Here is a 12,650-nt window from a genome sequence, read left to right on the forward strand (position 1 = left end):
TCGTTTTTGATTTTTATATTTCCAGCGCCAGGGTTGAATGTTGGCATACCTTCAGGAGCATTCTCACTCCATGTCTGACCTCCGTCAGTAGAGTACAACTTAACACCGTTTTCCGACTTTATCATTACCTTTGTTTTAATTCCATCTTTTGATTCGAAGTCGTTTTTGATTTTTATATTTCCAGCGCCAGGGTTGAATGTTGGCATACCTTCAGGGGCGTTCTCACTCCAAGACTGACCTCCGTCAGTAGAGTACAACTTAACACCGTTCTCGGACTTTACCATAACCTTTGTTCCAATTACATCATTGGATGCGGAGGCATTTTTGATTTTGATTTTTCTATCTTTGTTGCCAAATGTCAGCACACCCTCTGAAACCTGTTCTCTCCATGTTTGACCGCCATCTGTGGAGTAAGTTTTGACTCCGCCTTCGCTTTTCATAAGAACAGAATCAGTCGAATCGGCTGCAAAGGTAGTTCCTGTTCCTAATGTGAGAACAAGTGCGCCGCACAGGATGGCTGTGCCTGCTTTCTTTTTTGCTGTGTTCATAATGTTATTCATACGATACCTCCATGTTGATTTCTTGTAGGCAGCTACCTTACGAATTTATTATAAACACCATACCTTTAACGAACCTTAAATAAAAAAATTCATTCGCGAATCAGTAATCGCCCGGGTGAACAGCATTGCTCCTCCTCAATTCTTTGCAGGTCCAGCGTGAATTTCATCCTTGTATCGCTCACTTTCCCATCCCCTTCAACATTATCATAATCTCCTCTATCACAATTTCCGGTTCATCGTGATGAATATAATGTCCGCTGCGACCAGCAATCCGGTACTTGCTTGACGTTGACAGCCACTGAAATTCAGCTTGCAGCCTTTGCTCAATTCCGAGTATTTCCAGATGAGGCCATTCCTCGTCACCCATATCGGGTAATCCTCTTGTAATAATGGAGAGAGGAATGTCACTTTGTCGGGAATGATCAACGATTTGCTTATAGCTCTGTACCTTATCGATCTTCTCACTATTCAACATAGGGTTTTCAAGATATTCCCTATTTCCTGAAACCAGCTTTTCAGGCAAAACCTTTTCATACGCAACCTCTTTATATTCGGGCGCAGCGTCAACCAAAATCATACCGGAAATGAGCTGCGGATTAAGACTTGCATACAATCTGGCGACCAAACCGCCAAAAGAATGTCCCACTAATACATAGGGCGGTTCCACGTCAAGCGCCAGCAACAATTCGGAGAGCTCCTCGACCAGACTATGGCAAGTCCGCGGGACGGACGCCGCTTGGCTCCTGCCAACACCCGCCCTGTCATAGGAAAAGGTTGATGTTTCCTGCGATATCCGGTCTTGGACCTCATTCCATGTCTCGCAGCTATCGCCTAATCCGGCTATAAAAATTACACTTGGTGTACTTATCCGTGAATATTTACTGTACAACTTAGCGTTAGCGCAGGTATGGAAGCCCTCAAAATAACGACCTTGGAATTTTGAACCGTCTAGTCTCATTCCCATGCTCTTGATGCAATAAATTCAGACATCAGTACCATTGCACTGCGGAATTTGTCAGGGTGAAGGCCAAATCCAACCCTGAAGTGTCCAGGCCGCCCGAAGACTTTACCGGGAAGAACAGATATCTCCGTACTCGCAACCAGCTTTTCTGCAAAATGCTGGCTGCTGATTGTTTTATCTTTCAGAAACGGGAAAGACTGATATAGAGTCTGAAATGCCGGAAAGGGAACAATGGCATTTGCACCAGGTGTGAGCTCCAGAATTTCTCCCAATGAAAGTTCTTCTACACCACTTTCCCCTAGATTATATTTCGTATATTGATTTTCGATTAACCACGGTTCCATCAAATGCAGTGCCATTTGCATGCCAGAACCCCTCCTTTGTCAATTGAGTTTTCCAACCAGCATAATCCTCATAATGATGCTACCACACGATACATTTCGCCGTCCCAAAACGTGACACATTCTCAACAAAAGTTATTCTAAAAAGCTTTGAGGTGCTTCCTTGTTCAAATACGATATGTCCGTAAATTTACCGCAGCATCCCTTCAGTTCTTTCTGGAAGGCTTGAACGAATCGAAATCGGTGACGATAATTACCAAAGATTTCGAGGAAGTGTCGGAGGCGATTATGAGCCGGCTCGGCCAGACGACCACCTTCAATTACGCCAGAGGAGGCTACAGCAAGGAGGAAACGGAAGTCATCTACTGTGTCGTCATCAGGCTGGAGCTTGCCAAGCTATCGTCCCGGAAATCGATCCAAAAGCATTCATCGCTATTGAGCATGTCTCCGATGTGCTTGGCGGCGGCTTCGAGAAATCCGCTATTCACTGAGCTCGGGTGGAGCCGAGAAGGAGTCGCTTTTGCTGCCCTCTGGCGCGTAGTAAGTTTCTTCTCATTGAAGTAAAGCAACGGATGACGAAGACTCTGAACTTGGACGAATCTGGGATTTTGAAAGAGTTCATATAATTGAGAATGTGCTCCTGCGGCGTTTCGAGCAGCCCTGCCAGCATGGACTGCAACGATCGCAATGTTTGGATATGGCTTCGATTTCCTCAATCTTATTGCCCACCATCGTCTTCAACAATGCGCTAGGCAATCCCTTGCATTTTGAACTCACCGGTGGCCAAAGCCATGATTGCGTGACAGGTTATGAAATGCTAAAGTCAATGGAACTTACCGGAACTATTTGCTATTCAACTATCGTGTCCCGTTTGACGCACCGTCAGTCTAAGGCTTTATTTTCCTATTCTACGACTTTATTTTCTCAGTCTAATAGGGGTCACCTCACGAAACGGAAAAAATTGTACGCTAATCAATTCGTTACATGAGAAAACCGGACCCTTTACTCTCTACAAGGGAATCCGGTTTCGAAATCGCAGCTAGAGTGAAGTTCAACTAACGTTCTTCGTTAGCGGAACAACATCGTTTCACCAAAAGATAATTTGCTGAAACTTTACCTTTATAATCCCTGGCTAAGTCCTAATATCTGATCATTAACATTTACATTACTTAATCCCCCGTGATAACAAACCACGGATGCAATGTCGAGATCTAAATACTTTTTCAATGAGAGACGAGCTTCATTCATATCCGGTGTGGTCGGGACATGAATTCCCCCGAGAATCCCGTTTACACTGTACATCGAATCCCCGGCAATGAGAGTCTTACTTTGCCTTAAATAAAGGCTGATATGACCAGGAGTATGCCCAGGAGTATGGATGATGCGAATCCTGCCGCAAAACGGCAGTTCCTGACCATCTATTAAGGTATCGTCCACTTTGCCCTTCGGGGGATTCTCAAGGTGACCATCTTTTAAAAGAGGTATCTCCCCCTGAATATACGGCTTATCCAGTTCGTGTGCATATACTTTAACATTATTGCCACACTCCTGCAAAATCTCAGGAAGACTGCCTATATGATCCACATCCTGATGCGTCAAAATCACAACTTTTAGTTTGTCGAACGACACTCCTACCTTTTCCATTGCCACGCGTAAATCTTCAATTTGCCCTGGGAATCCTGTGTCTATTAAAACAGCCATTTCTCGATCCCACAAAAGAATTGGGTGAACAATATTCCCATGAAAATCTAGATGAAGCATTTCTACTCCCTTTGAAATTTCCATAATATCGGGCCTCCGTAAAATGAAATTTATACATAAAATAATAGTAAAGTCCTCACCCTTGATCTTTTACCTCGAGCGGTTTGCTCGACAACATAAGGAACTTAAACACTCATTTTTTATACCCCCACTTTCCTGTTTTCAGTTGATTTCTCCTTGTAAACGAACTGAGACCGTAAAAAGATACGGAGGTTTCAATGGAAAAACTATTTGCGTAAATGGTGTAACTTTTACAACCACTTGTTCGTTGCGCTTCGGGAATTAGGACCTATTGAGCGCACGCTTTTCACGCTGGATTGGCTGCAAAATGTTGAGCTACGCCGCCGGGTACAGGTTGGCCTGAACAAAGGTGAATCCAAGAATGCACTGGCCCGCGCGGTATTCTTTAACCGACTGGGCGAACTGCGTGACCGCTGTTTCGAGAATCAACGCTATCGTGCTTCCAGCCTCAATCTGGTGGTAGCAGCCATTGTACTGTGGAATACAGTCTACTTGGAACGGTCGATACAAGCGTTAAGAGCGCGCGGACGGTCGATTGATGACATTCTTGCCATGTGTAATTCCTCCGTTTCGATTTTTTAGGGATGGCAATCGAAACGGAGGGCGGCGGGGAGCGGCAACCGGGACAGCATGGCACTTCGGGCCATGTTGGCCCGAAGTTACAACCGGGCTTGTCCCATAGAATAGCGGTCAAAAAAGGGCACAAAAAAACACCTTTGCGGGAAAATCCCCGAAAGGTGTCGCATAAAAAATGGGCGCAAGAAACCGTATGCCACATGCCACAGCTGCGTTTTTTTATTACCGCAGGACATATTTTTATTCTTTATAAAAGCCCAATTTAAACATTTTATACCAATCTTCTAATTTGTTTTCTTGCATTACCTGCAAATATTTAAGAATTTCTTTAGCAAATTCAACCGCTGATGTTCCGTTAGCAGTAATCAATCCATCTTTTGAAACAACTTGCTTTTCAATAAAGTGCTTCGAGCCTTTATAGCTTTGTGCATACTCCTCTAAATAGGCTAGTGAATTGCCTGTATGCTCTTTATCATCTAAATATCCTTTATCTGCTAAAAAAGTACACGCATCACATATCGCCGCAATCGGAATACCTTTTTTAATGCATAAATCAACTGATTGCTTTACATCATCATTCTCACTTTTCAGCCATGAAGTTCCACCCACTAAGATAAGCATATGAAAATGTATTGGAATTTCAGTAATTGAATAGTCTGGAACAACCGTGAAACCACCCATTGATTTTATTGGATTTTTATTAACTGCCAATGTTTTAATGATGAATCCTGTTTCTGGTTTATTCAGCTCTGAACAAATAAAAGCACTTTCCCAGTCTGCATAGTTTTCCGAAATAAACACAAGTATTTCTTTTTTCATGCTTTTAGCCTCCTTCCTTGTTTTTTTATTTCTAGATATAATTTTACAGGTTAATAGATGACAGCTATATGTCATCTTTATAGAAGGAAAGCATTTTTTCAAGTTTTTTCTTCACTGTATGACGTAGCGATGTTGGTTGAATTGCACGAACCTTCCCTTGAAGGCTAATAACTAAATCTGCGACCCAATCAATGTTAGAAGTATAAAAGCGAATCAAGCATTTTTTAACTTCACAGTCATCACTAGGCTGTAAATATTTTGAACCTATTTTGTCTACGATATAAAATTTGTCCTCATTGTCACACTCTAATAAAACTTCTATAGGGTATTCAGAGGTAGAAGAAATAGTATTATTTATATCGAAATTGATTTCACCATTAGGTCTGTAGCAAAATATGCTCTCCAATACCTTATAGGATAATATTCGTGATAATTTAAATAAGCGAAAATTATTTTTTTCCAGACAAAAAGCATATAGATACCAATATGTCTGCTTGAAAACAAGTTTATGAGGCTCAACAATTCTCTTGGATTGAGAGTGCATTGAAATATATTCCATTTCAATGCATTGCCTATTCAAAATTGCGGTATGAAATTTTTTGACCTTTTTTTGCATTTCGCTTTCTTCAAACCATGATGAAAGATCAATGATTATATCACTTTCAGCAATTATCAAACTTTCATCTTTAGGCAAAAGTTTGTTTATTAAATATTGTATTGAGCCTTCACTTTCAATGCTTCTCAATCCATTTAATCCGACATATAGGTTTTTAATATCCTCTTCTGATAAAATAATTCTATTTAACTTATATCCCTCTGATACTGAAATTCCGCCTCCAATCCCGGGAAAAGAAACAATTGGAATTCCAGCCATGTTTAATGTATCTAAATCACGAAATATTGTACGTTTAGATACTTCAAATTTATCCGCTAATTCTTGTATAGTAACTCGTTCTTTATTTGTCAATACACTAATAATACTTATCAACCTATCAATCTTCAAAAAAACACCTTCTACAAGCATTACTTTATTATGTGAAATATTATATCACAACGTCCTGACGATGTTATCTGTATTACGTTAAACAGTAATTAACAAGCATATTTTTGGTGTTTCCACAAAATATGCTTGTTAAGGTCATACCAAGGCACCTTACAGTTTTGCCGAGCCATGGAGCTATGTGCATTCACGAAATCTCCGTTGGTTGCAACTTGCTTGGAATCGTACCTTATGCCCCAGATAAGGTTATATAAATCACGGGTTGATTCTGTCGTCAGCTTATACCCTGTGCCAGTATCGGAGACGTAGGTATACATGCCGTGCGCATAACGCGCATCGATTCACAGGTGAATTTCCCACCCGCTTTCTGCCTTGCTTAATCACGACGTCGTAATCTGGCTAGCTCACATCGAGCATGCCTTGCATTTTCTCAGCAGACTGAACCGCTTGTGTGAAGATCTCGATCTGCTTCTTTTCTGTAAAAGTACCGTAAGGCGCTGCGTTGATGCTTCCGAAGCCAAGCGAGCGGCTCACCACAACTTGATCGCCTGTTCTTGCTACGTCCTGGGGATGCGACCCTGATACGTGTGAAGAGTTTGATTTCTCAGGGATAGCCTTTCCTTGTTCATTCTCGCAGCTTGCCATAAAAAATAGTAATGCTGCTCCCAAGATGTTACTTGTCATTCGCATTAAAAACTCACCCCTCAGTTCCTCCGACGCTGTTATAGAGTGGAAAGATGCATCCTTGGGAAATGCACTAAACTACCCGTTAGTTCAGCGCCGCCCTGTGAGTCTAATACTTCATCAACAAAAGGCGTCAAACGGATTAATAAGGGTTGTGTCATTACTTTCACCTCGTATGAAAAAATAAAGAGTGAAGCACTTTAAGCACTCCACTCTTGTCTTCATATAAAGTTATTACACTTTTCTAATTATATATACAACATTTCTGTATATTGATGTATATTTATACATTTCTCAATAAATAGGAGAATCTTATCTTATTAATTTTAAAAATTTCCTCAATAATTATGACACCACACACACGCATATGATGAATCACGAAAGCTGCAAAAATGAGGCCTAAACCCCTTGAATTCTCGTAAATAATGTCTCAATGAATTTGATAATCTATTTTAGTCGGATCCACAAAGACCATTTTGACTCGTATAAATTGATAAATCCTCTTGTAAAAAAAAACCTTGTATGCATGCTATTTATGTTTATACAGTAGTGTTTTGTCGACATGCATACAATGCATAAATCTGCAGAAAAAGAGCCGGGGATGTGGTCATCCCTAAATAGGGATTATTTAAAAGTTGTTACTCCGACTTTCGTTATCAATTAATCTTTGTAAAAATCAGATATCTTGATAACTCATATCTTTTTTAAACCGTTAGCAACCCGTTGAGACTAAATTTTATTTTTTGACGGATTGTAATATGAAGTGCGACAACTAAAAAGGCTCATGTCAGTTTCGTGTAAAATGGGAGTTACCATACAACACAAGAAATTGGTCGTGAATTGGGTAGACACCATTCCACCATCGCACGAGAAATCGAGCGCGGCAGCTAGAACAGGTGTGTACGAAGCTCAGTAAGCTTATCGTTACCGCAGAGCATCCAGTGTTCCTGTCGGCAAATATACTCCTGAGCTTGCAAGCGAACTGACTGAGAAGCTGAGTCAGACTTGGTCACCGGAACAGATAGCAGAGAAGCGTCGAGCTGAGAGCAAGCCCTTCGTCTGCTTCAAAGCCATCTATCGGTGGATTTACGATAGACTGCTCGCAGCCGGTGATGTACGAGTATTACGGCATAAAGGTAAGCGTCAGAAACCTGTGGAGACTCGAGGTAAGTTCATGGTAGGCACACCAATTAGCAAGCGCCCAAAGGAAGTTCGCAAGCGTGAAACCTTCGATCACTGGGAGTTGGATACCGTTGTCTCTAGCAGTGGCAAAAGTAAGACCTGTGTAGCCACTTTCATAGAGCGTAAGATTCGTCACTACATGGGCTTGAAAATGCCCGATCGCACCGCCTATTCGATGGAGGTAGCCTTTGGGTGGTTGCAAGTCAATATCCTCAGGCTGCCTTTCAAACTGTTACCGTGGATCGCGGGGAAGAGTTTGCTTGTTATGCCAACCTTGAGACCGTTCATCACCTAAAAGTTTACTTTTCAGATCCGTATTCTTCCTGGCAACGAGGCTCTAATGAGAACGGAAATGATCTTCTTCAGGAGTTCTTCCCTAAAGGCCATGATTTTGCTCGGGTCATCGATGAAAATTTGGCCGAAGCTATCTATCTCATTAACAATCGCCCTTGTAAATGTCTAGGTTGGAAGTCTGCTAACGAAGCTTTCATGAATGAGCTGTCGCACTTAGCTTGACAATCCGTCTAACTAATAAATCGCTATTGGCCCATAAGGACCATCGATAATTTCTATTTTCGTTTCAAAAATATCTGTCAAAACTTCTGGATCCATAACCTCTTCTACTGTTCCAAAAGCGGCAATTTGTCCATCTTTCATAGCACAAATTCTATCAGAATATTTGGCTGCAAAATTTATATCATGCATAACAGTCAGAATTGTTCTTCCAAATTCATTAGCAGCATGCCTCAAATGCTCCATCATTTGAACAGAACGAGCAACATCAAGATTGTTCAGAGGCTCGTCCAAAAGTACATACTCAGTCTCTTGGCACAAAACCATTGCTACATATGCCCTTTGCCTTTGACCACCAGAAAGCTCATCTAAATATCTATTTTCTAGATCAGTCAAGTCTAAAAAATCGATATATTTAGAAATAATAGCCTCATCCTCTTTAGTTAATCTTCCCTTTGAATAAGGAAAACGTCCAAATCCAACTAGTTGTCTAATCGTAAGCCTCGTTACAAAATGATTTTCTTGACGCAAAATAGTTAAAATTTTTGCTAAGTCTTTTGATTTAGATTCAGAAACATCCATATTTGCCACCTGAATCTGGCCTTCATCCATATCCAAAAGTCTTCCAATCATCAAAAGTGTCGTAGACTTTCCAGCACCATTTGGTCCAATTAAAGAAGTAAGACCAGCTTTTGGTATTTCAATATTCAAAGGTCCTATTTTTACCTTATCCGTATACAACTTTCTAACATTATCAATCTTTATCATAAAGACCTCTTCCTTAAAAGTACGATTAAAAATATTATTCCACCAAATAATTCGATAATAACTGAAACTACACCTTGAGCATTGAATACATGATACATTAAAAAGTATGCACCCGTTATTATCAAAAACCCTATAGCAAGAGCCATTGGAAAAATATATCTGTGATCATAAGTTGGTGCCGCTTGATAACTCAAAGTTGCAACTAAAAATCCATAGAAAGTAAGTGGTCCAACCAAAGCCGTTGAAATTGACATCAAAACAGAAACTAATATAAGCGTATAAATTATACTAGATTGATGTTTAACTCCAAAAGAAGTAGAGACATCTTTTCCAAGTGACAATACATTTAAATTCTTAGAATTAGCAAGAAGTAATAATGCTACAATTATTACCATTGGAATTACAATAGGAAAATATTCAGAATTCGCATTATTGACAGAACCAAACAATCTTGCCTGTAAAATATCAAACTCAGAAGGCGCAAGAAGTCTTCTCATAAAAGAAGACACAGATTTTAGCCCAGTGCCAATAATAATTCCAACCAAAAGCATAATCTGCAAATTTCCGTACTTTCCAGAAAGCAACCACCCATAAAGTATCAAGCTCATCAAGACCATAACAATAACTTGAAATACAAATGGTACAACACCAGTAAAATTCATCAATGCACCAACACCAAAGAAAAATATTGTACTAGTATGAATTGTTGAGTAAAGTGATTCGAAACCTAAAAGCGAAGGAGTTATAATCCTATTATTCGTAATCGATTGGAAAGCAACAGTCGACAAGCTATGACAAACTGCAGCAATAATCATTGCAACAAGAGCTACTATCCTTCTCATAACAACTGGGATAAAAGAAGGTGAATCTAACGGAACTGGATTGTTATAAACTAAAAGTCCATATGAAGAAAGGATGCCCAAAGCAATCAATGTTATCAGCAAAATCCAATAACGTCTTTCTTCCTTCTTAGAACGAAAAGCTCTAGCTGATCTTTTTTCATTATGAAGGCTAGAATCGATTTCGACATTTTCTTTATTTCTATATTCCAATGTGTTCATCGTAGCCTCCTTGGTTTTCTTTGTCTCAATAAAATAGTAATAAACACGACTGCCCCCACTGTTCCAAGTATTAAAGAAACAGGTACTTCAAAAGGCATTATAATTGTTCGAGAAATGATGTCACAGGCAGTTATAGTCCCCATTCCTATCACACATACCCAAGGTAAATTACTCCTAAGATCATCGCCTCTAAACATTGAAACAATGTTTGGGACAATTAAACCCAAGAAAGGTAAGTTTCCAATAACAGCTGCAACAATTCCAACTGCAAAAGAAATAAGGGCAGTCCCAAAAAGAACAATCCTATTGTAATTAACTCCAAGGCTTGTTGCGACATCTTCTCCTAGTCCAGCTAAAGTCAATCTATTAGCATAAATAAAAATAAGCAAAGTAACGATAACAATTAGCCATAAATATTCATATCTTCCCACCTGAACGGCCGCAAAAGAACCTACAAACCAAGTTTCAATACTCTGCGTCATTTGAAAAAGGAGCCCAATAAAAGTGGACACTGCAGAAATGACTGCTCCAAGCATCAGTCCAATAATTGGGACAATTAAAGACGAACGGAGTTTAACTCTTCTTAAAAATAAAAAGAAAATCATAGTTCCTATAAAAGAAAAAACAATTGCACCAGTCATTCTTAGAACTAACGTTGGTGCAGGAAATAATAAGTAAACAACAAGAAGTCCCAAACCCGCCCATTCAATAGTTCCTGTTGTGGTAGGTTCAACTAAACGATTCTGTGTAATAAGTTGCATTACGAGTCCTGCCATGGACATGGCAGCTCCAGTAAGCATTAATGCAGCTGTTCTTGGAACACGAGTTATGAAAAACATATCCATTCCATCCTCTTGTCCGCGTATATCATAAACTCCAGTAAATAGGGATATAACTCCTAAAATAATAACAACTATAATCGCTAATATAAAAGGTTTTGTCCATAACTTGTTGTGGTTATAAAGCTGGGGTTGAGAATTTTTCTCAACCCCGGAAATTTTTTGTATTGTCTTTTTCAGCACTATGTTATACTCCTTTAGACTACTTAGCTAAAGTATTTGCAAGGTTCTTAAATAACTCTATATAGGTTTGGATTGATTCATTTGTGTAAGTGTCATTTGGTGCATAAACGATCTGTCCTTTAGATACAGCAGTTACGTTTTGAAGAGCAGGTGAATTATCAATAACATCCTTAGCAGGAACTGAATCAGTTGAAGAAGATATTGCAGCATCACGATCTAGTACGAAAAGCCAATCAGGATTACTTTTTGCAATAGCTTCAACAGAAACTTCATCACCTTGATGATCTGATGAAGAACCGTCAACTTCTAATGCTGGAGTCCATCCGAAAATTTCATACATTGGTCCCCAAACACGTCCAGAATGAGGAGCTGAAAAACCAATATTTCCACCAGAAACTACAACACTCATAACTGTATCCGTTCCATCATATGCAGACTTAGCATCTTCGACAGCTTTATCAAAATCAGCTACCAATTGTTTAGCTTCTTCATTTTTATCAAAAATTTGTCCTAAAGTAATTGTAGCATTCTTAAGTCCATTTACTAAGTTTTCCCCAGGTTTATCAGTTTTCTCAGAAACGTCAAAATTAAGATCAATAACAGCTGCATTTGGCACTAATTTTTTTATATCTTCATAATAGTTAGCAAATCTTTGACCGATAATTACAAGTTCAGGGTTTGCAGCTGCTATAATTTCAAGATTTGGTTCGCGGTGATTTCCAATATTTTGAACCGAATCATCCTTTACATATGATAAATCCGCAGGCATTACATCTTTTGGTACAGCCACTAATTCAATTTTCCAATCAGCTAAAGTTTCAAAAGTTCTACTGTCCAGAGCAATTACATTTTTTGGATTCACAGGAACGGTAACAGTTCCATGAGCATCCGTGATTTCAACCGTTGAAGCTTTAGTTGCTTGATTTTCTTGCCCATTCGTTTCAGTTTTACCATTTTCATTACTTGAATTTGAACAAGCTGCCAACATCAAAACAAAAATTGCTAAAAAAACAGTTAATTTAAATTTCCCCATTTCCCATACTCTCCCCTTATATAAGCTTTATAGACAAACAGATTATTGAATTGATGAAATTATTATCTATGTATGTTTTTATGCGCGACTTAAATAATAATTATCTCTATTTCACTATAGTGCACAGCGACAATACAAAAACAGCAACGATAATGATTCTCAATTTCAACATTATATTTAGTATATCAATTCAAAATATATTGTCAATTATTTTTTGACAGCTTAAATAAATTCATGGAACACTAGGCTATATGAGCCCAGTTGATTACAGAAAATTGTCTTAAAAAAGTTGTCTATATAAGTTGAACGAAAGAAGATAGCATTCAAAGTCGAACGCATAGGCGGTCA

The 12,650-nt window shown here is 39.2% G+C and carries 11 protein-coding genes and 3 pseudogenes; 3 read left to right on the forward strand and 11 right to left on the reverse strand.

Translation table 11 applies throughout. The annotated features are described in order from the left end of the window. From LQV63_RS29420 to LQV63_RS29430, 3 genes are all read right to left on the reverse strand, one after another. Nucleotides 1-560, reverse strand: a 560-nt coding sequence (locus LQV63_RS29420; protein ID WP_233699372.1) for a WD40/YVTN/BNR-like repeat-containing protein, incomplete at its 3' end; no start/stop codon positions are given. 178 nt (nt 561-738) lie between these two features. Beyond that, the gene (locus LQV63_RS29425; RefSeq protein WP_233699373.1) at nt 739-1,518 is read right to left on the reverse strand and encodes an alpha/beta fold hydrolase; all 780 of its coding nucleotides are present in this window, start codon (nt 1,516-1,518) and stop codon (nt 739-741) included. Then, a complete protein-coding gene (locus LQV63_RS29430; protein WP_233699374.1) occupies nt 1,515-1,886 on the reverse strand; it encodes a hypothetical protein in 372 nt (123 codons plus the stop codon). The genes LQV63_RS29425 and LQV63_RS29430 overlap by 4 nt, the downstream gene beginning before the upstream one ends. 264 nt (nt 1,887-2,150) lie before the next feature. On the opposite strand from LQV63_RS29430, the pseudogene LQV63_RS29435 reads away from it, so the two are divergent. Further along, nucleotides 2,151-2,353, forward strand: a pseudogene (locus tag LQV63_RS29435) (YitT family protein). Between the two features lie 628 nt (nt 2,354-2,981). On the opposite strand, the gene LQV63_RS29440 reads toward LQV63_RS29435, so the two are convergent. After that, nucleotides 2,982-3,647, reverse strand: coding sequence for an MBL fold metallo-hydrolase (locus LQV63_RS29440; protein ID WP_233699375.1), 666 nt, complete (start codon nt 3,645-3,647; stop codon nt 2,982-2,984). A gap of 231 nt (nt 3,648-3,878) precedes the next feature. Here LQV63_RS29440 and LQV63_RS29445 point away from each other — a divergent pair. Beyond that, nucleotides 3,879-4,187: pseudogene (locus LQV63_RS29445) on the forward strand (Tn3 family transposase); the annotation flags it as partial. 273 nt (nt 4,188-4,460) lie between these two features. Here the strand turns inward: LQV63_RS29445 and LQV63_RS29450 are convergent. The 3 genes from LQV63_RS29450 to LQV63_RS29460 form a co-directional block, all read right to left on the reverse strand. Then, the gene (locus tag LQV63_RS29450) at nt 4,461-5,039 is read right to left on the reverse strand and encodes a type 1 glutamine amidotransferase family protein (protein WP_233699376.1); all 579 of its coding nucleotides are present in this window, start codon (nt 5,037-5,039) and stop codon (nt 4,461-4,463) included. Between the two features lie 64 nt (nt 5,040-5,103). Continuing rightward, nucleotides 5,104-6,042: a helix-turn-helix transcriptional regulator gene (locus LQV63_RS29455; RefSeq protein WP_233699377.1), complete on the reverse strand. Its 939-nt coding sequence runs from the start codon at nt 6,040-6,042 to the stop codon at nt 5,104-5,106. Between the two features lie 396 nt (nt 6,043-6,438). Next, nucleotides 6,439-6,723 (reverse strand): hypothetical protein, encoded by a 285-nt coding sequence (locus LQV63_RS29460; protein WP_233699378.1) that lies wholly within the window; start codon nt 6,721-6,723, stop codon nt 6,439-6,441. 822 nt (nt 6,724-7,545) lie between these two features. Between LQV63_RS29460 and LQV63_RS32380 the strand changes: the two are divergent. Continuing rightward, nucleotides 7,546-8,421: pseudogene (locus tag LQV63_RS32380) on the forward strand (IS30 family transposase); the annotation flags it as partial. A gap of 12 nt (nt 8,422-8,433) precedes the next feature. Here LQV63_RS32380 and LQV63_RS29470 read toward each other — a convergent pair. The 4 genes from LQV63_RS29470 to LQV63_RS29485 are packed head-to-tail and all read right to left on the reverse strand — an operon-like array spanning nt 8,434 to nt 12,302. Next, entirely contained in the window at nt 8,434-9,186 is a 753-nt protein-coding gene (locus LQV63_RS29470) for an iron ABC transporter ATP-binding protein (protein ID WP_233699379.1), read from the reverse strand. Beyond that, nucleotides 9,183-10,247: an iron chelate uptake ABC transporter family permease subunit gene (locus tag LQV63_RS29475; protein WP_233699380.1), complete on the reverse strand. Its 1,065-nt coding sequence runs from the start codon at nt 10,245-10,247 to the stop codon at nt 9,183-9,185. The genes LQV63_RS29470 and LQV63_RS29475 overlap by 4 nt, the downstream gene beginning before the upstream one ends. Next, the gene (locus LQV63_RS29480; protein WP_407672990.1) at nt 10,244-11,254 is read right to left on the reverse strand and encodes an ABC transporter permease; all 1,011 of its coding nucleotides are present in this window, start codon (nt 11,252-11,254) and stop codon (nt 10,244-10,246) included. The genes LQV63_RS29475 and LQV63_RS29480 overlap by 4 nt, the downstream gene beginning before the upstream one ends. Nucleotides 11,255-11,288: 34 nt before the next feature. After that, nucleotides 11,289-12,302 (reverse strand): siderophore ABC transporter substrate-binding protein, encoded by a 1,014-nt coding sequence (locus tag LQV63_RS29485; protein ID WP_233699382.1) that lies wholly within the window; start codon nt 12,300-12,302, stop codon nt 11,289-11,291. Nucleotides 12,303-12,650 lie beyond the last annotated feature (348 nt).

It is taken from the genome of Paenibacillus profundus (assembly GCF_021369635.1).
Taxonomy (GTDB): Bacteria; Bacillota; Bacilli; order Paenibacillales; family Paenibacillaceae; genus Paenibacillus_B; species Paenibacillus_B profundus.